We start from the raw sequence: 21,967 nt of genomic DNA, 5'->3' as shown, positions 1-21,967 counted from the left end.
GTAACAAAGGGATTTATGTCGATGTGCTTATCTTCAACACACTCGCCGGCAAATGAACACACGTTACCACGCCGCCCGTATCACGTTGCGTGATGGAGAGCGTCGCCTGTTCTCCAAACAAGGTTTGAATGCGCTGTCTGAGGTTTTGTAAACCGATACCACAGGAGTTCGACTGCAGCACACCCGCATCATCTTGCACGACTAGCTCCCAAGCTGAATTCAACATGGTTGCCCGCACTTCTATCGTCGTTAATCCAGAACGTCGTTCTACTGTGTGCTTGAAGGTGTTTTCTAATATGGTCTGCAACAACATCACTGGCACTGGCAAATTGAGGCATGAAGACTCAATATCCCAGCGCAAATTTACACGTTGATCGAAGCGCATCGCCATCAATTGTGCATAGGCCTGCGTGACTTCCAATTCACGCTGCAATGAAATCGTGGTTTCTTGATTTAGTTCCATACTCGCACGCAGCAGTTCCGCCAAGCGACTAATCGCAGCATCAGCAGCTTTCAGATCGGAGTACATTAACGAGGAAATCGTGTTCAAGGCGTTGAACAAAAAATGCGGTTGCATTTGTTGTGTCAGTCTTTGCAACTGCGCTTGTTGCACTAGTTGCTGCGTTTGCGCCGCACGCTCACGCTCGTCGACGAGAAATAAGTAGGATTGAACTCCAAAAAAAATAAAGTAAAACAAACCTAAAAACAGGCTGAGTTTAATCGTTTCGTAAAAAAAGACTGTACCCCAAGATTCGTGGTGATATTCGTGCCCCATCAGCGCATACACAGCATGTCGAATCGCAAAAACCACCACCACAAACACCACGCAGACGAGCGGATGCCACAGCAATACCCGCCCCAACCAACGGGCAGGTGTGCGCATCAACGCTTCATCGCGCAGTACTGGACCCATCGCGTACAAAATTAAACTAATCACACCGGCGGATGAGAGTTGCCACAGCACTGGTTGCCAGTAATATTGTCCACTATTGCGACGATAGTCGAGCACTTCGACCACCAACATCATGCTCCAAAAGAGTATCCATACAATGGCCTCAGTCCACGCCATCCTGCGTTTCAACACTTTCGCGCTGGCTTGAAGGGCGGTCGGCATGTTCGTTGGTCCACTCGCTAGTGCACTCGTTTGGGCATCCCCTGAGGTACTCATTGAATCTGATCCTCGACTAGCTCGGCACCAAGCCATTTACCACTTCGTACTAGATCACGTGATAAATCGAGGACTAATTTCTCAACTGCTTTTGCGGCATTGGTCAGAGGAATATTCTTCGACGCACATAGACTCACCGTGCGCGATAACTTCACATCGTTGATTGGTACTGCGCGCATTTCACCACGTTCGATCTCGGCAAGTAGAGGCGAGACCGGCAAGATCGTGGCGCCCATATCTGCCAAAATAGCTGACTTCAAAATCGCAATCGAAGTGATGTCGATGACGTTTTCAATTTGTAGACCTTGTTCGCGCACAACTTGTTCGATGCGTGGTCGTACACCGTGCTGAATGCTCGGCAAAATCAATGGCACTTCCAACACTTTGGCGAGACTAATGCTTTTCTTCTTGCATGCAAACTGCGAGTCACTGCGGGTTATAAACATCATCTCTTCTTCCACCAAATGCGTGGTGGAAAATTTGGAAAGCTGACCGTCATCGAACAGAATCGCAAGATTCAAACGTCCCGATGCCAACTGCTCGGTCAGGTTGCCGGTCAACTCTTCTGTCAATTGGAAAACGATCTCAGGATAAGCCGCCCGCACCGCCGTCAACAAAGGAAATGCTAGAGCACCGGAGGCACTTTGTGGAATGCCTAGTGCCACCGTACCACTAGGTTTATCCGTACTTTGCCGCACTGCCGACTTGGCGTCGCTGACTTGCTTTAAGATCGCAAGGGCATGCTCATAGAAAATTTTACCGGCGTCCGTCGCTTGCATGCCCTGGGCAGAACGATGCAGTAAGGTCGCGCCAAGCTCTTCTTCAAGTTGCTGCAACTGTTGCGTCAACGCTGGCTGCACAATATGCAAAACCCGCGCTGCTCGCGACAAAGAACCATGATCGACAATGGCGACGAAATAGCGAAGTTGGCGGAGTTCCATGATGTGAGTAACAAGACAAAGCGCAAACAAAGCTCAAGTCTAGCGCAAAAAATAAAATGGCCGCAGTTTAAATGCGGCCAGTTCTAAAAACTTTTGGAATAAAAAACGGTTTAGAAGAATTCCACACTATCTTGCGAAACTTCGATTCTCAATTCGCCGGTACTGACGAGATCTTCGTAATGGCAAACCCGATTTCGACCATTCGATTTCGCGAAATAGAGCGCTTGATCAGCGCGACCGATGATACCAACCGCTGGTTCAAATGGATCAATATGCGCAAAACCAATACTAATCGTCACTGTACCCACTTGCGGGAAAGGATAACGAGCGACGTTCTCACGGAAACGCTCAAAGATCATTTTCGCATCTTCTTTCGAAGTCGAACGCAGCAAGATCACAAATTCTTCACCGCCGAAACGGAATAATTTGTCAGTTGGTCGGAACGATGAACGCATTAAGTTCGCAACCAAAATCAACACTTCATCACCGTACAAGTGACCGAACTGGTCATTCACACGTTTAAAGTGATCGATATCCAGCACCGCCAGCCAATGTTGTTTCTCACGCTCGTTGTGACGGCGCTCAATTTCGACCTCTGTTTCAGGTAATGCATTCTTTTGAATCGTGGTACGCAGAATCTTTGAGAAATTGTCGTCGAAGGTTTTCCGATTTAGAAGACCCGTTAGCGAATCTCGTTCAGAGTAATCGAGGAGATTTTGGAAATTTCGGTAGACAACCAAAATCCCACCCATCACTTCTTTCGTATTCTCTGTATAGGTTTCGGGGTTTTGAATCTCAAGGCAGACGTTCACTTTTTCGTTCATCCACACCGGCAACCAAAGCGTACGATCACCATTTTCAGCAAGATGTTCAGCAACATTTTCATGTTTGCGTAATGCCTCAGCCAGTTGGGGATATTGTTCGATGGGTACCTCAGGCGTCGTCACACCTGACATTTCTTCAGATGGAGCCAGCTTGCCTTTAATGATGGTGATCTGTGGTTTGACGTGAGCCTTCTCGCCGACATGCAGAATATCGAGTACTCGTGCACGACCCGCGTTCGTCAATTCACTTAGAGCGGAGATTACGGAAATATTCAGCAGATCGTGATCACGATGTCCTGTAATTTCCATCAAATGTTTGATAATTGATTCCATATGTACTATCTAAGGCACAGCATCAATTGAACACAAGTACAAAATCTCACTTTGAGTCTTGCTGCCATACTGTGCGTCACAAGACTTTTGGCATTTACGTCATCTTAACAAAATACCATCAAGATGTCCCGTTTCCTTAGGACATGGAAAAAACCTGCTATCGGCGGCGCATCTCGCCAGCTGAAAGTTTCCGCTCATATTAACTTTATATGACGAAACAGAGCAAGTGAATCATCTTTCCCATCTGAAATATTCATATTTTGTTGTAAGTGTGGCGCAGATTCGCTCTAATGGACGCGACCACGCCTCTTAATATAGCCCTTTTTTCACCGAAAAACAGAATTTAGCAGTATTTAACAGAAGCAATTTTTTCACATTTTGGCTCTACAGATGGGTCTCTTGCGGTATCCTTCATCCTTTACCGTCTTACTCTCTACACTAAAAGAAACAAATGGCAAATTACGTCTATACCATGAATCGCGTCGGCAAAATCGTGCCGCCGAAACGTCAAATTCTGAAAGACATCTCTCTCTCTTTCTTCCCAGGCGCCAAAATTGGCGTGCTTGGTTTGAATGGCTCTGGTAAGTCCTCGCTGCTCAAAATCATGGCTGGTATCGATAAAGATATCCAAGGTGAAGCCGTACCGATGCCAAATATTAAAATCGGTTACTTGCCACAAGAACCGCAACTTGACCCAGAACAAACCGTGCGTCAAGCCGTTGAAGGCGGCCTCGGTGAAGTCTTTGAAGCGAAAGCAAAATTGGATGAAGTGTATGCCGCCTATGCCGATGAAAACGCAGACTTCGATGCCCTAGCCAACGAACAAGCACGTTTAGAAGCGATCATCGCTGCAGCCGCAGGCGACAATCTCGAACTGCAATTAGAAATGGCGGCCGATGCTTTGCGCTTGCCAGCGTGGGATGCCAAGATTGCGGTACTCTCCGGTGGTGAAAAACGCCGCGTGGCTTTGTGCCGTTTGCTCTTGTCCAAACCCGACATGCTATTGCTCGACGAACCAACCAACCACTTGGATGCTGAATCCGTCGACTGGCTGGAACAATTCCTGTTGCGCTTCCCTGGCACTGTGGTGGCGATTACGCATGATCGCTACTTCCTCGACAATGCTGCCGAATGGATTTTGGAATTGGACCGTGGTGCGGGTATTCCTTGGAAAGGCAATTACTCCTCTTGGCTCGATCAAAAACAAGCACGTTTGAAGCAAGAAGAAGCGACTGAATCTGCGCGTCAAAAAGCCTTGCAAAAAGAATTGGAATGGTCGCGTCAGAATCCGAAAGCACGTCAAGCTAAGAGTAAGGCCCGTTTGGCACGCTTCAACGAGATGAGCGAATACGAATACCAAAAACGCAATGAGACACAGGAAATCTTTATCCCTGTCGCAGAACGCCTTGGTAACGAAGTCATCGAATTCAAAAACGTCAGCAAAGCCTTTGGCGATCGCCTCTTAATTGACAATCTCAGCTTCAAGATTCCACCAGGTGCCATCGTCGGTATTATTGGTCCAAACGGCGCTGGTAAATCAACCTTGTTCCGCATGATCAAAGGCATAGAACAACCGGACAGCGGTGAAGTTGTGCTCGGTAAAACGGCGAAGATTTCTTTGGTCGATCAATCACGTGAAGATTTGTCAAATACCAAGACCGTGTTCGAAGACGTTTCGAACGGTGCTGATCTCTTGAGCGTCGGCCGTTTTGAAATGCCATCGCGCGCCTACCTCGGTCGCTTTAACTTCAAAGGTTCAGATCAACAAAAGATCGTCGGTAATTTGTCCGGTGGTGAACGTGGTCGTTTGCACTTGGCGAAAACCTTGCTGCAAGGTGGTAATGTCTTGCTCCTCGACGAACCATCAAACGATCTCGACGTCGAAACCTTACGTGCATTGGAAGATGCGCTGTTAGAGTTCGCTGGTAGTGTGATGGTGATCTCGCATGATCGTTGGTTCCTCGATCGTATCGCCACGCACATCTTGGCATTCGAAGGCAATTCGCAAGTTGTCTTCTTTGATGGTAACTATCAAGAATACGAAGCGGATAAGAAGAAACGTTTGGGTGAAGAAGGTGCCAAACCAAAACGTATTCGCTATAAGCCATTGACGGTGTAATCGCATACGCAATTCAGTCAACCTGTATCACTGTTCTCTTCAATATTTGCAAAAAAGGAGTACGCAATGATGTCTTACTTTCGTCGCTTCATCGTCTTACTCGCGCTAACATGTGGCTTAGCTGGCGTTTCCGCATCGGCTTTGGCGAACAGTGATAAAGGTAGTGCCAGTGCATCGGGCGCACCAACCGCGCATTTGGAGCCTTTCGTGGTCAATCTATCGAGCTTTGATAAATACTTGCAAGCCGTCATCACCTTGCAAGTGACTGCCAGCGAAATCGGTGACAAAATTAAGACTTATATGCCGATGGTGCGCCATGTTGTGATCATGACTTTGAGTAGTAAAGACTCCAGCGAAGTGCAGTCCTCTGCCGGCAAAAAAGCCTTGGTCGAAGAACTCAAAGAGAAACTCAATAGCGCCTTAAAGACCAGCGAACATGAAGGTGTCAGCGACGTCTTTTTCGAAAATTTCGTGATTCAGTAATCAGTTCACTGGTGCGCTCTTCGAAACAGGCGCAATGATCGCACCAGCCTTTTTTGGCAGCATATGTACCAACTCAAATCGGCCGTGTTTGCCGAACTCGAAATCAAAAAGAGTCGCTTCCTAGGTCAACTCTATCCCATCTACAGTCGCGCTGAAGCGCAAGCACTGCTGCAACAAATTCGCCAACAACACCCCGGTGCGGTGCATGTGTGCTGGGTACTCTTGTGCGAAGGCGATTCAGGTTTGGATGACGATGGCGAACCGTCTGGCACTGCCGCCAAACCGATGTATAACGTTCTGATCCATAAAGAACTGTTCAATGTACTTGCGGTAGTGGTGCGCTACTGGGGCGGCATTAAGCTTGGCGCAGGTGGTTTGACGCGCGCCTATGGTCAAGCCATTTCGGACGCATTTAAAGATGCAGAATTGATTCCGATCGAAATCCTGAGTGAAGCCAAACTCAAATTCGAATTTGCCGATGAATCCAGTGTGCGCCGCTTATGTGAGCAACGTGGCGCGCAAATCGTTGATGCAGCTTACGAAGATAAAGTCGTCCTGCATATCAAAATCAAATCGACCGAGCTGCAGGCTTTGCTCGACGAAACCTATAATCACTTGCGTGGAAAATTAGAAATTGAAACGCTCGATTGAGCTTTCACTTTACAACAAAATATTCAGTTGTGCTTGGGCTCCATCGGTGGGCAGCGCTTTGAATCCCGACTTCGCGTAACGATGCCAACGGCCCATCACAAAGGCCACCAATAAATTCGCGCGTGCGCTCACTTCTACTTCGGGAACTTGTCCTAGCGCCGCCGCTTGGCGCAAACTTTGTTTGTAAGCCAATTCAATTCTGTCGATCAGATGATTCATTTGGGTCTGCAAACGCTCATCCTCATTGACCAAAGCATCGCCGATGAGAACACGCGTCATACCGGGGTTGCGTTCGGCAAAACTCAAGAGCATCAAAGTGATATTCGCAGCTTGTGAAATACCATCTTTGTCTTGCACTGTAATTTGATTGATCAAACCGAAAATACTCGATTCGATAAACTCCATCAAACCTTCGAACATTTGCGCTTTGCTAGCGAAATGACGATACAAAGTCGCTTCCGAGACATCGATCTTAGCCGCCAACGCTGCGGTCGTGATTTTTTCACCCTTGGGGTTTTCTAACATCCCTGCTAAGGCCTGAAGAATTTGCAGCTTGCGTTGACCGGGTTTGGTGATCGACATGATGTGTCCTGCCTAGGGCGACGAAAAGTGAAGCGAGAGTGAATGCTACCAAGACTTGAATAGGCGTGCCAACTGAAACACTGATTTTACCGTGATATCGGCACACGCCGTTCGACTTTTCTGCACCACATGTTGTCCATGGCCGGTAATCATCACAGTACGCAAACCCAAACGCTTGGCCGCTTGCAAATTCGCCACACTATCTTCCACCAAAATACATTGGCGCGCTTGCCAACCATGCTGCGCCAGTAATTTGCGCAAATAAGCCTTGCTCGGCTTAGGATGGGCCTTGCCATGCACGCGCATCTGTTCAATCGCGATGTGGCCAGCGAAATCTCTATGCAGCCGCAAGTGCTGCAGCACCTCACGTGAATACGCGTGGGGTGCATTGGTGAAGAGAATCTTTTTTCCAGGCAAGCGGCGTAATACACGCGCCACACCGCGATCGAGATGCAGCAGCTGGGTGAGGTTGTCAAAGCGATGCGCCTCACGCAAGAATTCTTCTTGCTTCACGCCATGATGAATGATCATCCCTTGCAGCGTCGCACCATAGCGCCGCAGATATTCCGTACGCAAATGATTGACACGTTCCATGTCGACTTGACCGTTTTCATCGGCCAACACTTGCGCCATGTAGCGTGTCATGTTTTCGGCGATGGCGGGGAAAACGGCTTTGCTGGCGTTGTGGAGGGTGTTGTCTAGGTCGAAGAGCCAGATGGTTTGGTTTGGGTTTAATTTCATTTTTGGCTTGTTTTGCGACCTGAGCTCAGTTTTGAAGTTTACTGGTCGGGGGTGGCCCGACAGCCACTCACTTTTCTTGCTTCGCCAAGAAAAGTAAGCAAAAGAAGGCGACGCAGGCGCCACTGCCCTTCGGGTTCCCAATTGTGCATGCGGGAAAATCGATCCTCGTAGGGCGGGTGCAACCCGCGCTGCTTAGGTGTCAGAAGTGTTGGCTTTAACTAGAGATTGTCTAGGTTTCACATCGTTTTTTGATATCTTTAAAGAGTGCAACATACTCCTTGAAGCCATCAATCGATCTTTCAAGGTCCCAATTCTGCTTACCTACTACAAAATCATTCCAGTTTCCAAGATGGAGATCAAAAAACTTTGTCCCATTCACTTCATCGAGATACTTGAGTGCTGCCATCACATTATTCTGATCGAAAAATAATTCTGGCTTTTTCAAATAATAGTCCAAATATCTATTTAAATATTGAACCCCTATCGGTGTATTAAATTCAGCGATCGCTACACAATAGCCAAAACCCGCATAACACACATCACTTCGCAGCAAAAGACGCCCGATTTGATCTTCGAAGTCGCTTAGGCCGAGAAATGCAGCTAAATGAGCACCCGTTTTACGTGATCGCCAATCGAAGTGACTGAGCAATACCTTAACTAATTCTAGGTCGGCTTCACCTAAATTTTTTTCAACAAACGCTGCGGCCCTATCATGACGCAATCCAAAGTACAAGGGGCGTACCCATTTATCGCGAATCTCTGGCGACAAAGGCGATGTATTTGTTGGTACCACTATTTCACCGAACGGCCCAAGGTGTTGAACAGTCGCACCTGCGACATGCATCTGAAGTGGTGTCATAAATTAGTCCTCGTAGAGCGGGTGCCACCCGCGCTGCTTAGGCAATTGAAGTGTTGACGGCGCGGGTTGCACCCGCCCTACTTTTTCTAAAAGCGTGCCCCTCACAACATCAAGCTCATTCTCGGGATGCAGTGCTAGGCGCTTCCCGGAGCAATACCGAAGTATTGCGAGGACAAGCAACAACGCAATGCGCCCGAAAATGCGCTTGATTTTTAATGCGAACGAATCATCGTACCGAATGCTTGTTCAGTTAAGATCTCCAACAACAGTGAATGTGGAATACGGCCGTCAATGATGTGGACTGTGTTGACGCCGGATTTTGCTGCATCTAGGGCGGAGGAAATCTTCGGTAACATGCCGCCGGAGATGGTGCCGTCGGCGAACATTTCGTCGATTTCTCGCGCCGACAAATCGGTCACCAAGTTACCTTGTTTGTCCATCACACCTGGGATGTTGGTCATCATGATCAGCTTTTCGGCTTTCAAGATTTCAGCGATCTTGCCGGCGACTAAGTCGGCGTTGATGTTATAGGCTTGTCCGTCTTCACCGAAACCGATTGGGGAGATAATTGGGATGAAGGCGTCGTCTTGTAGTGCTTTGACGACTGCAGGATTGATTGCATCGATCTCACCAACGAAGCCGATGTCTAAGAATTCACCTGGGTTTTCGCGGTCTGGCATTTTCAATTTACGTGCGCGAATCAAGCCGCCATCTTTCCCCGTCAAACCGACCGCTTGACCGCCGTAGTGATTGATCAGCATAACGATATCTTGCTGCACCTCACCGCCCAAGACCCATTCCACAACTTCCATGGTTTCTTCATCAGTGATACGCATACCTTGAATGAAGTTGCCCTCTTTGCCGAGGCGCTTCAAAGCACTGTCGATTTGTGGACCGCCACCATGAACCACCACAGGATTCATGCCAACCAATTTCAGCAAAATCACATCACGGGCGAAACCATGCTTGAGTTTCTCTTCGGTCATGGCATTACCACCATATTTGACGACGATGGTCTTACCGTGGAACTTACGAATATAGGGCAGAGCCTCGGCCAAAATTTCGGCCTTGATTTCAGGCTCCACGTTCGCTAAGCGATCATGATCGTCATTTTGCAAAGTGGTGGTCGTGCTCATGTATGGGTTTCCTATGGTGAATTGCAAATAATGCGGAAATTGTGCGAATTTTGCTCAAACCTAAATTTTACAGGCAAACGGCAACAGGATTAGAATGCGAGTTAAGGTTTTTTCATGCAGAGCGCGAGTTTCCCCGTATCTTATTATCTAATTATCAAAGCGCTCTTTGGCAAACCATTCCATCACTAACCTACTCTCATCAATCTAACGCGCATGAACGAACTTCACCAACAACTCGATGCCATGCGCCCCGCTTTGTTACGCTTCGCGCTCCTACAACTTCGCAACAACACCCATGCCGAGGATGTGGTTCAAGAGACCTTACTGGCAGTCTTGGAAAAGCCCGACAGCTTTAGTGGAAAATCGAGTCTACGCACCTACGTGATTGGCATTTTAAAATTTAAAATTATTGATTTATTACGTCTTTCGGGACGAGAAGTACAAATTGCCGATTACTGTGAAGATGATCAGAACGAGGCCGATGTCATCGACAGCCTGTTCAAAGCCGATGGACATACGCACGAAGAAGCCTCCAACTGGGGTGCCCCAGCGGCGACACTCGAACAGAAAGATTTCTTTCGCACTCTCGAACTTTGCATTGAAAAGCTACCTGCGCAGACAGGACGAGTCTTTATGATGCGGGAATGGTTAGAGCTTTCGACCGAAGAAATTTGTAAGGAATTGGACATAAGTTCGTCTAATCTTTGGGTGCTACTGTACCGTGCTCGGCTGCGTCTACGAGAATGCCTGGACCTCAATTGGTTTGGAAATTCTGGTACAGCTTCTGTAAATTGACCCGCACTTTTCATTACTTATTCATCTTATGCGCTTCTTTTACACTTGCAAACAGGCTCATCAAATGCTGTCGGAAGGCTTGGACCGCGAGCTCAATGTCGCCGAGCGCGCTCAGCTCAAACTGCATCTTGGTATGTGCCGCTCCTGCACAAACTTCAAAAATCAAATGACTCTGATGCGCCAGGCGATGAAAAAGATGTCGAAAGATGGCGGTGAATAAAGCGAGCTCAAGCTGAAATTCGAGACCAAAACGACATTCCTGCACCACGTTCCTGCACGACGGGCAACGAAGTGCGGATTCAGTTACTATTACGGCTTCTCGACTTAATCACGATTGACACCCACGCCTCGCAGACTAGCGACGCTACTTTGTTGATCTAGACCATGGATTTCAATATGCCGAACGATACAACTTACAAGGCAGTCATTAGCGAAACGATTCCGGTTTCGCAACGCATCCGCGAACGTATCATCAAAAGCAAAACGCGTTATCACGCCAACGACAATATCGCGCAATTCATCGAACCGGGTGAGCTCGATGAATTACTCGCCGAAGTTGAAGATAAGCTGCGCGGTGTGTTAGAAAGTTTAGTGATTGATACCAAGAGCGATCACAACACGCTCGATACCGGTCGTCGCGTCGCCAAGATGTACATCAATGAGATTTTCAAAGGGCGTTATGTGCCGATGCCATCGGTGACTGAATTTCCGAACGCATCTCATCTGAATGAATTGATGATCATTGGACCGATCACCGTGCGCAGTGCATGTTCACACCATTTGTGTCCGATTATTGGCAAGGTTTGGATCGGTGTGATGCCGAATGAACATTCGAATCTGATTGGTTTATCGAAGTATGCTCGCATCGCCGAGTGGATCATGAGTCGTCCGCAAATTCAAGAAGAGGCTGTGGTTCAGTTAGCCGATACCTTGCAAGAAAAAATGCAACCGGACGGCTTGGCGGTGGTGATGGAAGCCGATCACTTCTGTATGCACTGGCGCGGCGTTAAAGATATGGACTCCAAAATGATCAACAGCGTGATGCATGGATCTTTCTTGAAAGATCCGACACTACGCCGCGAGTTCCTCTCGCTCATCAAGAAATAATTCAACATCTCCACCATAACATTTTCGCTTGAGGTCACTATGTTAGTTCGTCTCTTGTATGCCAGCCGCGCTGTCGACGGCAGTCTCTGTGATACGGTGCAAAGCATCATGCAACAATCGCGTGATCACAATCCTCAACATGGCATTACCGGCATCTTGTGCCACAGCGACAATGTCTTCATGCAAGTCTTAGAGGGTGGCCGCGATGCCATTAACACCTTGTACGGCATGATACTGCGCGACCCACGTCACAAAGATGTGGTCTTGCTGCATTACGAAGAAATCACGGAGCGTCGCTATGCAGGCTGGACCATGGGTCAGGCCAATCTCGGCAAGATCAACCCATCGATCCTGTTGAAATATTCGGCTTTACCAGAGCTCAACCCGCACGACATGTCTGGCAAAATGTCGCTCGCTTTAATCGAAGAATTGATGGCGACAGCGGCCATCGTTGGACGCGCATAAAACGCATAGAGCGGCTTGAATGATTTGCTTACGCAGCTTGTTGTACGAGTTCTGGCAAAGGAACATCGATCGCAGCTCCAATAGCTCGTAACAAATCATGCGCAGCAGGGCGCGGTGTTTGGCCCACCACTTGCATTAAAGCTCTGATCAAAAATGGTTTCACTAAGGGAGCCAACTGATTGAGTCGACCAAGTGCCTGCTTGACTTGGATGTAGTCAATCTGCGTTGGCTCAATATAATCCCTCGCTTGCAATTTCAGATCCGCAATTTGTACTTTCTGAAACGCTAGGCGTGCCGAAGTCGCATCGCCATCAGTGTGCGCCATCATGGACAAGAGTAAGGCCACCTCGCCTTGCAACTCATCAAGACTCTGATACTTCACAGAGACGGCGCGGCCACTAAATTCATTGAGCCGGCGTTCGAGTATGGTCTGCAGAACGAATTCCGTTTCACTCACCACTTGATCGGCGTTAATCAATTTCCCAACGATACGCAGTAAATGTTTTTTCTGGTCGACATCGAGCATTCTCAAAGCTGGTGTGGCGAGGTCTAATAAAGGAACTCGCATGTGCACTTGCAACTGTTCTTCAAACATGAGCGCCAATTGGCAGAGTTGCGGCACCGTCGACTTCAAAATCTCGACTTGTACTTGAAATGCGCTAGGGTCACGTCGATCAAGCAGGCACGCATAAGCAAGTGCTTGGGCAGCGGTGGTATCGCGGGCAGCGGCTCGCAACTCATCCGGAATCTTCGCATGTGAAGGCGCAGCCTTCGGAGCAAGCTCCAAACTCGCATCACGCGTTTCGGTCACGGGGTTCACATAGCCATGTCGCGGATCAAATCCTTGCTTAGTGGGCGCAATACGTTGATCAGAGATTCCCTGAACTGAGGCAAACCCCATGGCTTGATCTGAAAAACCTTCATCGACTCCATCATCTTCAATGACGTCAGCCCCCAAGAACTCCACAGGACGACCGTACAAGCGTTCCAGACGCGTGGTGATCGGAGGATGGGTCGCAAACAGTCCCGACAACAGGCTTGGCTTTGCTGCACCTAAAAACATATGCGATAACTGCTCGGCATGCGGGTTACGAATTCGCGAACCACATTGATTGACCTTTGTGAGGCCACCGATTTTTTTCAAAGCGCCGCCGATCCCATCGGGATTACGAGTGAATTGCACGGCGCTCGCGTCCGCTAAGAATTCACGCTGTCGAGAAACCGCTGACTTAATCAAACGGCCGCATACGACGCCGATGTAGCCGATCACAAAGAGTGCGACTCCCACCACCAGCAACACCAATTGAAACGAAACGCCTTTATCATCACGGCTACGCGAAACCCTAAAACGCGAGCCCCAATCAATTAGAATTTCACCGAATCCAGCAATCATCTGAATCCCAAACAACACGCCGATGAGTTTGACATTCATACGCATATCGCCGTTGAGAATGTGACTAAACTCATGCCCGATTACGCCCTGCAATTCATCGCGATTTAAGCGACTTAAGGTACCGCGAGTAACCGCAACAACAGCTTCATTTTGATGATAACCAGCAGCAAAAGCGTTGATCGCATCTTCCTCATCCATCACATACACCTTAGGACAAGCTATTCCGGATGCAAGTGCCATTTCTTCGACAATATTTAAGAGCCGGCGCTCTTGCCTATCCTTAGAATTTGGATCAACCAAGCGACCACCGGCCATCTCCGCCACCGCCTCGCCACCACTACTCAACTCAGCCATTTGATATAAACTACCGCCCGCGATCAAAGCAATCGTTAAGCCTGATACGATCCAATAATAGGTGGTCGGATAGAGGTGATAAGAAGCGATGTGTCCACCACCCTTGGTCCAAATCCACACACCTAAGGCGAGATAATTAATTGCCACCACGATCGCAATCACCGCGAGAAAAAACAAGAGCAGTAGCTTCTTGCTCTCGCGATGTGCTTGATGTTGGTGTTCGAAGAAATTCATGGACTCAATCGCAAAGACGGGACGACAACGTGCCTACATCAATCAAAACGAAACTTTAATGGCCTTGCGCTCTTCTGGCGCTTCGGTCGCCTGTAACAATTCGCCTTGTTTGAAGCCGAACATACCTGCAAAAATATTGCCAGGAAACTGTTCAATCATCGTGTTGTATTGCATCACGCTGTCGTTATAAGCCTGACGCGAAAAAGAAATTTTGTTTTCTGTGCTGGTCAACTCTTCCGTCAATTGCAGCATATTCTCATTGGCTTTGAGATCTGGGTATGCTTCTGACAAGGCGAACATTTTTCCTAAGGAGGAAGCCAATGCGCCTTCGGAACGTGCCAAGGCCTGTACTGCAGCGCCATCGCTCGGATCCGCTGAAACTTGCGAATTGGCAGTCACCGCCTGATTGCGCGCTTGAATCACTGCTTCCAAAGTTTCACGTTCGTGTTTCATGTAACCCTTGGCGACTTCCACCAAGTTTGGAATCAAATCATAACGACGCTTAAGCTGCACATCGATTTGTGCATAGCTATTCTTGAAGCGATTACGCCCCGCCACCATCGAGTTGTAAACTGAAATGGCCCAAAATACTAACAAGCCGAGTACTGCCAAAATAATGATCAGCGTCATGATGCTTCTCCTGAAAAAAAGACCGTTTAGAAAATTTTCTGAAACGGCCTGTGATTTACTTACCTTCGTCGATTATTTCTCTTCTTGATTCAAATCGACTTTACTCTTACTCGCTTGCAGCGCTTTCAATTCGTCTTCCGTGATGTACTCAAACATCTTGGTCACTTTCTTCACACCACTAACGCCGGCCGCAACACTCGCTGCAGTTGCCCCTTCACGTTGCGTGACGCGCCCCATCAAATAAACATTGCCCGCTTCAGTCACAACTTTGAAAGCACTTTCATTGATATCTTTGGTATCGACAAAGGACGCTTTAATCTTGGTCGTAATCAAGGCATCATTTGATCTTGCAGAAATGCTCGATGGGCTGCCGATGACTAGCTCGTTCATCACGAGGGTTACGCCCTGTACCGCTTTTAGTTCGCGTTCCGCCGTTGCTTTAGATTCCGCATCAGGTACCTCACCGGTCAACAGTGCGCGTCGGTTGTAGCTCGTCACATTAACGTGCGCTTGATCCGATAATAAGGCGCGCTTAATCGCAGATTCCCCCTTTAAAACAATCGCCTTATCTTCCGTTTGTGCGCCCAAGGTACGGCGATCAATCGCCGCCATCGTACCGACCACTGCACCACCGACCACCATCGCCACACAGCCTTGCAAACTCAACAAAGCAGCGCTCGACAAAGCGATCACGCTAATTGGTTTTGCCCAGCTATACACAGAAAACCATTTCGTCACAGATTTATTCATCTGTATCACCTCCAAATAATGCGGCATCAATGCCATCACACAAACAATGTATCGTCAATAAATGTACTTCTTGGATTCGCGCTGTGCGATCATGAGGCACGCAGATATGGACATCCGCCTCAGTCAAGAGTTCATTCATCTCGCCGCCGCCTTTACCTGTCATGGCGACTACACGCATATCACGTTCCAAGGCCGCATTCACAGCATTCAGCACACTCATAGAATTACCTGAAGTCGTGATCGCTAACAAGACATCGCCCGCTTGACCGAAAGCTTGGACTTGCTTAGAAAATACCTCGTGATAGCTATAGTCATTGGCAACTGCAGTCAAAATCGATGAATCGACCGTCAAAGCCATCGCCGGTAAAGGCAGCCGTTCCCGTTCAAAACGTCCCACCAGCTCGGCGGCGAAATGTTGGCAATCGGCTGCAGATCCACCATTGCCACAGGCCAAAATCTTATTACCGTTCGAGAGTGCCGTGAACATCAAATCCACTGCTTGAGCAATGGGGTCGGCCAACAACTCTGCCGAGATCATTTTCAATTCCGCACTTTCCTGGAAGTGCGAAAGTATCCTTTGGTTTTTCATAGTTCGCGCATTATAAAGTTTGAGGCGAAGATCGCTAAAGGTAATCGAGCCAGAAAATAACCGACTCGGGAATTTCCCTCGCATGCACCTTCGTATTGCAAGCTGCTGCGATTTTACTTGAAAACGTCGGCTTCTATGCCGAAATGATATTCTTCAACCAATGCAATTGATCGCCTTCGATTGCTACCAGGTCGAAACGACAAGGTGGGAGGCTAGAAAGCGCTTGCAAATACACTTGTGCCGCATGCACCATGCGCTTTTGTTTCGCTGCAGTGACACTGGCGATCGCACCGCCAAAACGGCGATCGGCCCTCTGCCTGACTTCCACAAAAACCAAGCATGAACCATCTTGCATTAGCAGATCGATTTCGCCGCCCTTGCATAAGAAACTTCGTTCGACTAAACGTAAGCCTTGCGCCTGCAGATACTGTAAAGCACGTTCCTCAGCTGCGTCTCCGCTGCGTTGTTTGGAAGTTCGAATTGCGGCCAAGCGTTTGCTGAGCCAATTTGAGGCAACCATAGCGTACAATTCCTTTACTTCGCTTAACCAATTTTCCCCGTTTGCTTGTTGCTATGAACACTGAATCTACTAGCTTTCCCATTCACACACTGCTCGAAGCGGCGCAACAGCAAACTTATCCTAACGCCACTTTGTACATAATTGCAACACCAATTGGCAATAGTGCCGACATCAGCCTACGTGCTTTACATGTTCTGAGCCTTGTGGATGCGGTTGCTTGTGAGGATACACGTACCACCGCACAACTATTGACGCGCTATGGACTGCACAAGCAGCTACTGGCCGCACATATGCACAATGAACATGAGGCCGCCGAGAAGATCATCGCTCGCTTGCAAGCAGGTGAACGCATAGCCCTTGTCTCCGATGCTGGAACGCCTGGCGTTTCTGATCCGGGCGCGATCATCGTTGATGCAGTACGAAAAGCCGGCTTTCGCATTTCTCCGTTACCCGGTGCTTCGGCGGCCATCAGCGCTCTATCCGCCAGCGGTCTCGTGAACGATCACTTCTACTTTCATGGTTTCTTGCCCAGCAAGGCTGGGCAGCGCGACAGCGTCTTGCAATCGCTGAAGTCGCTCACGGCCACACTGGTTTTTTATGAGGCACCTCATCGTATTCTTGAAACGACGAAAGCTTTACAGCAGCAGTTTGGTGATCAGCGCCACATTGTTTTTGCGCGTGAGATTAGTAAGCTATTCGAAGAAATTCATCGTTGCGAACTGGGCCAAGCATCGGCCTGGCTAGAGTCCAATCAACATGGAGAGAAAGGCGAATATGTGGTGTTGGTAGAAGGTGCCCGCAGCGACAGCAACGCCGAAATGCAAGAGGCTCGTCGTGTGCTCGAGATCTTGATCAATGAACTCTCAGTCAAACAAGCATCGCAACTTGCGGCACTGATTACCGGCCAAAAAAAGAACGCTTTGTATGAACTGGCCTTAGCAATGAAAAATGCAGATCAAGCCGACTAGGATAGAAAACGCGCGAAGCTTAGAACGCCGACAAGCGCGTCAATCAAAGGTATAAGCGAGCTTCAACGTTGCACCACAATCGCCTTGCCCACAGTTGATGCGATCTTTTCTAGAATCGTTTGTGCCTCAAGACGATTCGCGAACGGGCCTGCTTGTAAGCGATACAAATTCCCCTGTTCTGTGATCTCAAGCGGAATACTCAACGATGAAAATTGCTCTCCAATTTTCTTCTGCATTTGCTCTCGACTAGCCTCCGCATTTGCACGGATGCCAAATGCAGCGAACTGCAGATAGAACAGGCCAGAGCGTTCGGAATTGGCTTTGGCTGGGGTAGCAGTGTTAGCAGCTGTGGTGGCAGAGTCCAAGGCTCGCGTCTCCAAGGACACTTGATCCACAGACTTCGTTTTACTCAAGCTACCACGGGCAAGTTGTTCACGTTCCACCGCACGACGTGCGTCTTGCAAACTCTCTTCACTTGCCTGCTCGGTCTGCACAATACCACCCTTGCGATTCTCGGCCATGCGTGCAATTTCATCGGGTAACAATCGCTCTAATTCAATTTCACCGCTACCTTTTCCTAAGTAACCTAATTTCAAAGCGGCTGTATAGGAAAGATCCATAATTCGATTCGAATGAAATGGACCACGATCATTGATACGAACGATGATCTGCTTGCCGTTGCTGAGGTTGGTCACCCGCGCATAAGAGGGGATAGGCAAAATCGGATGGGCACCCGTGATCTTAAACATGTCATATAGCTCGCCCGAAGAGGTGCGCTTGCCGTGGAATTTCTTACCGTACCAACTCGCTATACCGCGTTGCTTGAACGGCGTGGTCGTGTCGTTAATCGGTGTATAGGTCTTACCGAAAACTTGATACGTCTTATTGCCAGTTCGCGAAAATGGCTCGACGACGGGAACTGGATCAGGTGTCTTTTCAAGATCAGGCGGAATCGCCTCAGCCGGGCCGTCGTCCATGTAATAGCCGCCCCGACCTGAATTCGCAGCAGGCAGTTTATTCGAGCCGCCGCCATCAACCACCAAGACATCCTTTGCTTTCGCTGGCGCAGCAGTAGGTGCTTTGGGAGCACTTGAGCAAGCCCATAAAGCGCTGAACAAAACAAAGCTCAGAGCAAGCCGAAAATAAGTTTTGAAATGCATCATGATTTCATCAAGCCGCGATGATGCTGAACACTCATCAAAATACCGAGGCCCATACCCAAAGTCATCATCGCTGTACCACCAAAACTCATGAAGGGAAGCGGCACACCGACCACCGGCAAGATGCCGACGACCATGCCGAGATTGACGAATGCATAGGTAAAGAAAATCGCAGTAACAGCGCCGGCCATCAATCGCGCGAATAGGGTTGGTGCGTTTGCTGCAATCATCAAACCGCGCACCACGACCAAAAAGTATAGCGTGACCAAGAACAAACTTCCGATGAATCCAAACTCTTCCAAATACACTGCCGAAATAAAGTCCGTCGTATGTTCTGGAATGAATTCAAGATGAGATTGAGTACCGTTGGTCCAACCTTTGCCAGTTGTGCCTCCAGAACCAACCGCGATGATCGATTGGATAATGTGAAAGCCTTTTCCCAATGCATCCATGGTCGGGTCAAGCATAATTTTGACGCGATCTTTCTGATAGTCGTGTAGGCGAGGCCAGATCACCGTAGGAATCAAAACGATCGCCGTGATAAACAAGCCGAACAAAAACCGCCATGAGAGCCCTGCAAGAAAAATCACCGTAAAGCCCACCGCCCCAACCAAGAGTGCAGTTCCCAGATCGGGCTGCTTAACGATCAGCCCAAGTGGAATCGCTAAGATTACTGCAGCTACCGCAAAGTCCTTCCAGCGCAAACTCCCTTCGCGTTTTTGAAAATACCACGCCAACATCATTGGCACGGCAATCTTTAAAATCTCCGAAGGCTGTATATCAAACCCGATATGCAACCAACGACGTGCGCCCTTCTTAATCACGCCCACCAATGCAACTGCCACCAATAATCCGACGCCAACGGTGTAAACCGGAATAGCGAAACGCATCAGAGTTTGCGGTGGAATATTGGCAATCACCCACATCACGAAGAAAGCAATGATGATATTGCGCAAATGATTCTCAAGGCGTCCCGGAAAATCCAAGCCCGCGGAATACATGGTGACAATCCCAGTGCTGACAATCAAAAAGATCAAGATTGCCAAGGGCATATCAAACACCATAAAGTAGGAGCGTAAGCGTTGTAGGTACAAAGACTTATTTTCCATATCACTTCCTCTTCGCTGGTGTGATGGGTGTCGACGCTGCCGCACTGTTGACGATCACCGCTGGCGCTGATGCAGGAGCCCCGTTAGTTGGTTCTGGACTCGCAGGTAATTTATTGACGGGTAGCGCATCGTCAATTTCATCATCCTCGCTAGTCGCGGCCTGACTGGCGACAGCGCGTTTGGCCTGATCGTTTGGACGCTTACCAAGCAAATAGTAGTCGAAAGCTTTACGTACAATCGGTGCGGCTGCGGCGGCACCTTTGCCACCGTTTTCCACAATAATTGCGACTGCAATTTTAGGCTTATCGGCTGGAGCAAAAGCGATATACCACGCGTTATCGCGATAGCGTTCGGCAATCCGATTGGCGTCATACTTCTCACCTTTTTTCATCCCAATCACCTGCGCGGTACCTGTCTTACCGCCTGCGACGTATTCTGCTCCTAGGAAGGCTGTACGACCAGTTCCTTCTTTCGAGACCCCAACCATTGCATTCTTAATGATCTCAACATTCTCCGGCTTCAGGGGAATTCTGGCGCTCTCTTTAGGCACAGTTAATTCGCGCTCTTTGGTGTAAGGGTCCTCAATAATCTTCACCAAATGCGGCTTCATCACGATTCCACCATTCGCCAAGGTCGCCATCGCATGCGCCATTTGTAGTGGCGTGAAAGTATTCTGCCCTTGACCAATTCCCAAGGAAATCGTATCACCGGGGATCCAACGTTGATGCTCAGGTTTTTTAAACGCTTTACGCTTCCACTCGCTTGAAGGCAGAATTCCGCGACGCTCGTTTTCTAAATCAATCCCCGTGATTTGGCCCAGCCCAAATTGCTTCATGAAGTCATGCATCACATCAACGCCGAGGTCATTGGCCAACTGATAGAAATAGGTATCACAGGAATGCACGACGGCACGATACATATCAACCATCCCGTGACCACCGACTTTATCGTCGTTGAAAGTGTGATTACCAAACACGAAGTAACCCGGATCTGAAATCGCCTGATGTGCGGTTCGCTTGCCTGACTCCAGCGCGAGTAATGCCATGAACGGCTTATAAGTCGACCCTGGTGCATAGGCCCCGATCAATGGGCGATTTAGTAAGGGCTTGTCTTCCGAAGTATTCAGCTCGTGCCAACTTTGTTGGTCGATACCTTCAACAAATAGATTAGGATCGTAGGTCGGCTTAGAAACGAAAGCCAGTACATCACCAGTTTCAGGCTCGATAGCAACCATCGCACCACGACGATCTCCAAAAGCTTCCTCGATGACCTTCTGCAATTCAATATCAACCGATAAAATCAAGTTCTTACCAGCATGGGGTGCTGTCCGCGACAAAGTACGCACCGCACGACCACCAGCAGACACTTCGACTTCTTCGACGCCAGTCACGCCATGCAGCATTTTCTCGTAGCGCTTTTCCAGGCCTTCTTTACCAATGTATTGAGTGCCCTTATAGTTCGCCGCATCTTCACTTTCCTCAAGTATTTCCGCTTCTTTCTTATTGACACGGCCGATGTAGCCAATCACATGCGATGCAGTTTCACCGAGCGGATATTGACGGAAAAGACGCGCCTGAATTTCCACACCTGGGAAGCGGAAACGCTGCGCCGTAAAGCGAGCCACCTCTTCATCAGACAGACGGGTTCGAATCGGCAGACTTTCGAAGTTCTTCTGCTCTTCCATCAATTTGCGTAAACGCTTACGATGCTTGGGTTGGATATCCACCAAGGTCGCTAATTCATCGATCAGCACGTCGATGTCTTTAGTAATTTTGGAAGGTGTAATCTCAAGTGTGTAAGCCGAAAAATTACGGGCCAAGACCACACCATTCCTATCAATAATCAAACCTCGATTAGGCACAATAGGAAGTACCGAGATTCGATTTTCATTTGCTTTGGTCGCATAGACCTCATGCTTCACTAATTGCAACCAAACATAGCGACCAATTAATGTGACAAAGCAAACCGTGGCGAAGATACCGATCACGAGCAGTCGCATACGGAACAAATACAGTTCGCGTTCGGTATTTTTTAACTCGGTCATGATAAATAATTT

23 protein-coding genes are annotated in these 21,967 nt (G+C 48.5%); 8 read left to right on the top strand and 15 right to left on the bottom strand.

Annotated features, from left to right (window positions below; genetic code table 11):
• Positions 1-13: 13 nt before the first annotated feature.
• From RF679_RS02250 to RF679_RS02240, 3 genes are all read right to left on the bottom strand, one after another.
• The gene (locus tag RF679_RS02250; RefSeq protein ID WP_309482606.1) at positions 14-1,168 is read right to left on the bottom strand and encodes a sensor histidine kinase; all 1,155 of its coding nucleotides are present in this window, start codon (positions 1,166-1,168) and stop codon (positions 14-16) included.
• Entirely contained in the window at positions 1,165-2,109 is a 945-nt protein-coding gene (locus RF679_RS02245; RefSeq protein ID WP_309482605.1) for a LysR substrate-binding domain-containing protein, read from the bottom strand. The genes RF679_RS02250 and RF679_RS02245 overlap by 4 nt, the downstream gene beginning before the upstream one ends.
• Positions 2,110-2,219: 110 nt before the next feature.
• Positions 2,220-3,266, bottom strand: a complete 1,047-nt coding sequence (locus RF679_RS02240; protein ID WP_309482604.1) for a GGDEF domain-containing protein — start codon at positions 3,264-3,266, stop codon at positions 2,220-2,222.
• A 451-nt stretch (positions 3,267-3,717) separates the two neighbouring features.
• On the opposite strand from RF679_RS02240, the gene ettA reads away from it, so the two are divergent.
• The 3 genes from ettA to RF679_RS02225 all read left to right on the top strand — a co-directional run bounded on the left by ettA (position 3,718) and on the right by RF679_RS02225 (position 6,519).
• Positions 3,718-5,385 carry an energy-dependent translational throttle protein EttA gene (gene ettA / locus RF679_RS02235; RefSeq protein ID WP_309482603.1) on the top strand — a complete coding sequence of 556 codons (1,668 nt, stop codon included), beginning with the start codon at positions 3,718-3,720 and terminating at the stop codon, positions 5,383-5,385.
• A 66-nt stretch (positions 5,386-5,451) separates the two neighbouring features.
• Positions 5,452-5,868, top strand: a complete 417-nt coding sequence (locus tag RF679_RS02230) for a flagellar basal body-associated FliL family protein (RefSeq protein WP_309482602.1) — start codon at positions 5,452-5,454, stop codon at positions 5,866-5,868.
• Between the two features lie 63 nt (positions 5,869-5,931).
• The gene (locus RF679_RS02225; protein WP_309482601.1) at positions 5,932-6,519 is read left to right on the top strand and encodes an IMPACT family protein; all 588 of its coding nucleotides are present in this window, start codon (positions 5,932-5,934) and stop codon (positions 6,517-6,519) included.
• A gap of 9 nt (positions 6,520-6,528) precedes the next feature.
• On the opposite strand, the gene slmA is transcribed toward RF679_RS02225, so the two are convergent.
• The 4 genes from slmA to argB all read right to left on the bottom strand — a co-directional run bounded on the left by slmA (position 6,529) and on the right by argB (position 9,837).
• Positions 6,529-7,101 carry a nucleoid occlusion factor SlmA gene (gene slmA, locus RF679_RS02220; RefSeq protein WP_309482600.1) on the bottom strand — a complete coding sequence of 191 codons (573 nt, stop codon included), beginning with the start codon at positions 7,099-7,101 and terminating at the stop codon, positions 6,529-6,531.
• Between the two features lie 45 nt (positions 7,102-7,146).
• Positions 7,147-7,842: a pyrimidine 5'-nucleotidase gene (locus tag RF679_RS02215; protein WP_309482599.1), complete on the bottom strand. Its 696-nt coding sequence runs from the start codon at positions 7,840-7,842 to the stop codon at positions 7,147-7,149.
• Positions 7,843-8,071: 229 nt separating this feature from the next.
• Positions 8,072-8,701, bottom strand: a complete 630-nt coding sequence (locus tag RF679_RS02210; RefSeq protein WP_309482598.1) for a DUF6000 family protein — start codon at positions 8,699-8,701, stop codon at positions 8,072-8,074.
• Positions 8,702-8,913: 212 nt separating this feature from the next.
• The gene (gene argB, locus RF679_RS02205) at positions 8,914-9,837 is read right to left on the bottom strand and encodes an acetylglutamate kinase (RefSeq protein ID WP_309482597.1); all 924 of its coding nucleotides are present in this window, start codon (positions 9,835-9,837) and stop codon (positions 8,914-8,916) included.
• Positions 9,838-10,050: 213 nt separating this feature from the next.
• Between argB and RF679_RS02200 the strand changes: the two genes are divergently transcribed.
• From RF679_RS02200 to RF679_RS02185, 4 genes are all read left to right on the top strand, one after another.
• A complete protein-coding gene (locus RF679_RS02200) occupies positions 10,051-10,632 on the top strand; it encodes a sigma-70 family RNA polymerase sigma factor (protein ID WP_309482596.1) in 582 nt (193 codons plus the stop codon).
• A gap of 28 nt (positions 10,633-10,660) precedes the next feature.
• On the top strand, positions 10,661-10,852 hold the full coding sequence (locus RF679_RS02195; protein ID WP_309482595.1) for a zf-HC2 domain-containing protein: 192 nt from the start codon (positions 10,661-10,663) through the stop codon (positions 10,850-10,852).
• Between the two features lie 176 nt (positions 10,853-11,028).
• Entirely contained in the window at positions 11,029-11,739 is a 711-nt protein-coding gene (folE, locus tag RF679_RS02190) for a GTP cyclohydrolase I (protein WP_309482594.1), read from the top strand.
• Positions 11,740-11,778: 39 nt separating this feature from the next.
• Complete coding sequence (locus RF679_RS02185) at positions 11,779-12,204, top strand: BLUF domain-containing protein (protein WP_309482593.1); 426 nt, start codon at positions 11,779-11,781, stop codon at positions 12,202-12,204.
• A 28-nt stretch (positions 12,205-12,232) separates the two neighbouring features.
• Here RF679_RS02185 and RF679_RS02180 read toward each other — a convergent pair whose 3' ends face one another.
• From RF679_RS02180 to RF679_RS02160, 5 genes are all read right to left on the bottom strand, one after another.
• Positions 12,233-14,185 (bottom strand): M48 family metallopeptidase, encoded by a 1,953-nt coding sequence (locus tag RF679_RS02180; protein ID WP_309482592.1) that lies wholly within the window; start codon positions 14,183-14,185, stop codon positions 12,233-12,235.
• 42 nt (positions 14,186-14,227) lie between these two features.
• On the bottom strand, positions 14,228-14,815 hold the full coding sequence (locus RF679_RS02175) for a LemA family protein (protein ID WP_309482591.1): 588 nt from the start codon (positions 14,813-14,815) through the stop codon (positions 14,228-14,230).
• A gap of 72 nt (positions 14,816-14,887) precedes the next feature.
• The gene (locus tag RF679_RS02170; protein WP_309482590.1) at positions 14,888-15,565 is read right to left on the bottom strand and encodes a BON domain-containing protein; all 678 of its coding nucleotides are present in this window, start codon (positions 15,563-15,565) and stop codon (positions 14,888-14,890) included.
• Positions 15,558-16,154: a phosphoheptose isomerase gene (locus RF679_RS02165; protein ID WP_309482589.1), complete on the bottom strand. Its 597-nt coding sequence runs from the start codon at positions 16,152-16,154 to the stop codon at positions 15,558-15,560. The genes RF679_RS02170 and RF679_RS02165 overlap by 8 nt, the downstream gene beginning before the upstream one ends.
• Before the next feature lie 133 nt (positions 16,155-16,287).
• A complete protein-coding gene (locus RF679_RS02160; protein ID WP_309482588.1) occupies positions 16,288-16,674 on the bottom strand; it encodes a YraN family protein in 387 nt (128 codons plus the stop codon).
• A 53-nt stretch (positions 16,675-16,727) separates the two neighbouring features.
• Here RF679_RS02160 and rsmI point away from each other — a divergent pair, with 53 nt between their 5' ends.
• Positions 16,728-17,642, top strand: coding sequence for a 16S rRNA (cytidine(1402)-2'-O)-methyltransferase (rsmI, locus tag RF679_RS02155; protein ID WP_309482587.1), 915 nt, complete (start codon positions 16,728-16,730; stop codon positions 17,640-17,642).
• A 62-nt stretch (positions 17,643-17,704) separates the two neighbouring features.
• Here rsmI and RF679_RS02150 read toward each other — a convergent pair whose 3' ends face one another.
• The 3 genes from RF679_RS02150 to mrdA are packed head-to-tail and all read right to left on the bottom strand — an operon-like array spanning position 17,705 to position 21,955.
• A complete protein-coding gene (locus RF679_RS02150) occupies positions 17,705-18,805 on the bottom strand; it encodes a septal ring lytic transglycosylase RlpA family protein (protein WP_309482586.1) in 1,101 nt (366 codons plus the stop codon).
• A complete protein-coding gene (gene rodA / locus RF679_RS02145) occupies positions 18,802-19,911 on the bottom strand; it encodes a rod shape-determining protein RodA (RefSeq protein ID WP_309482585.1) in 1,110 nt (369 codons plus the stop codon). Before rodA ends, RF679_RS02150 begins: the two co-directional genes overlap by 4 nt.
• A gap of 1 nt (position 19,912) precedes the next feature.
• Entirely contained in the window at positions 19,913-21,955 is a 2,043-nt protein-coding gene (gene mrdA, locus RF679_RS02140; RefSeq protein WP_309482584.1) for a penicillin-binding protein 2, read from the bottom strand.
• Positions 21,956-21,967 lie beyond the last annotated feature (12 nt).

The sequence above is a fragment of the Undibacterium cyanobacteriorum genome, from assembly GCF_031326225.1.
Lineage (GTDB): Bacteria > Pseudomonadota > Gammaproteobacteria > Burkholderiales > Burkholderiaceae_D > Undibacterium > Undibacterium cyanobacteriorum.
The sequence above is the reverse complement of the archived record's forward strand: the minus strand, read 5'-3'. Positions and strand labels throughout refer to the sequence as shown.

Bases quoted from the DNA above. Each gene is read 5' to 3' on its own strand.
- RF679_RS02250 (WP_309482606.1), bottom strand. From the start codon at position 1,168: ATGAGTACCTCAGGGGATGCCCAAACGAGTGCACTAGCGAGTGGACCA.
- RF679_RS02245 (WP_309482605.1), bottom strand. From the start codon at position 2,109: ATGGAACTCCGCCAACTTCGCTATTTCGTCGCCATTGTCGATCATGGT.
- RF679_RS02240 (WP_309482604.1), bottom strand. From the start codon at position 3,266: ATGGAATCAATTATCAAACATTTGATGGAAATTACAGGACATCGTGAT.
- ettA (WP_309482603.1), top strand. From the start codon at position 3,718: ATGGCAAATTACGTCTATACCATGAATCGCGTCGGCAAAATCGTGCCG.
- RF679_RS02230 (WP_309482602.1), top strand. From the start codon at position 5,452: ATGATGTCTTACTTTCGTCGCTTCATCGTCTTACTCGCGCTAACATGT.
- RF679_RS02225 (WP_309482601.1), top strand. From the start codon at position 5,932: ATGTACCAACTCAAATCGGCCGTGTTTGCCGAACTCGAAATCAAAAAG.
- slmA (WP_309482600.1), bottom strand. From the start codon at position 7,101: ATGTCGATCACCAAACCCGGTCAACGCAAGCTGCAAATTCTTCAGGCC.
- RF679_RS02215 (WP_309482599.1), bottom strand. From the start codon at position 7,842: ATGAAATTAAACCCAAACCAAACCATCTGGCTCTTCGACCTAGACAAC.
- RF679_RS02210 (WP_309482598.1), bottom strand. From the start codon at position 8,701: ATGACACCACTTCAGATGCATGTCGCAGGTGCGACTGTTCAACACCTT.
- argB (WP_309482597.1), bottom strand. From the start codon at position 9,837: ATGAGCACGACCACCACTTTGCAAAATGACGATCATGATCGCTTAGCG.
- RF679_RS02200 (WP_309482596.1), top strand. From the start codon at position 10,051: ATGAACGAACTTCACCAACAACTCGATGCCATGCGCCCCGCTTTGTTA.
- RF679_RS02195 (WP_309482595.1), top strand. From the start codon at position 10,661: ATGCGCTTCTTTTACACTTGCAAACAGGCTCATCAAATGCTGTCGGAA.
- folE (WP_309482594.1), top strand. From the start codon at position 11,029: ATGCCGAACGATACAACTTACAAGGCAGTCATTAGCGAAACGATTCCG.
- RF679_RS02185 (WP_309482593.1), top strand. From the start codon at position 11,779: ATGTTAGTTCGTCTCTTGTATGCCAGCCGCGCTGTCGACGGCAGTCTC.
- RF679_RS02180 (WP_309482592.1), bottom strand. From the start codon at position 14,185: ATGAATTTCTTCGAACACCAACATCAAGCACATCGCGAGAGCAAGAAG.
- RF679_RS02175 (WP_309482591.1), bottom strand. From the start codon at position 14,815: ATGACGCTGATCATTATTTTGGCAGTACTCGGCTTGTTAGTATTTTGG.
- RF679_RS02170 (WP_309482590.1), bottom strand. From the start codon at position 15,565: ATGAATAAATCTGTGACGAAATGGTTTTCTGTGTATAGCTGGGCAAAA.
- RF679_RS02165 (WP_309482589.1), bottom strand. From the start codon at position 16,154: ATGAAAAACCAAAGGATACTTTCGCACTTCCAGGAAAGTGCGGAATTG.
- RF679_RS02160 (WP_309482588.1), bottom strand. From the start codon at position 16,674: ATGGTTGCCTCAAATTGGCTCAGCAAACGCTTGGCCGCAATTCGAACT.
- rsmI (WP_309482587.1), top strand. From the start codon at position 16,728: ATGAACACTGAATCTACTAGCTTTCCCATTCACACACTGCTCGAAGCG.
- RF679_RS02150 (WP_309482586.1), bottom strand. From the start codon at position 18,805: ATGATGCATTTCAAAACTTATTTTCGGCTTGCTCTGAGCTTTGTTTTG.
- rodA (WP_309482585.1), bottom strand. From the start codon at position 19,911: ATGGAAAATAAGTCTTTGTACCTACAACGCTTACGCTCCTACTTTATG.
- mrdA (WP_309482584.1), bottom strand. From the start codon at position 21,955: ATGACCGAGTTAAAAAATACCGAACGCGAACTGTATTTGTTCCGTATG.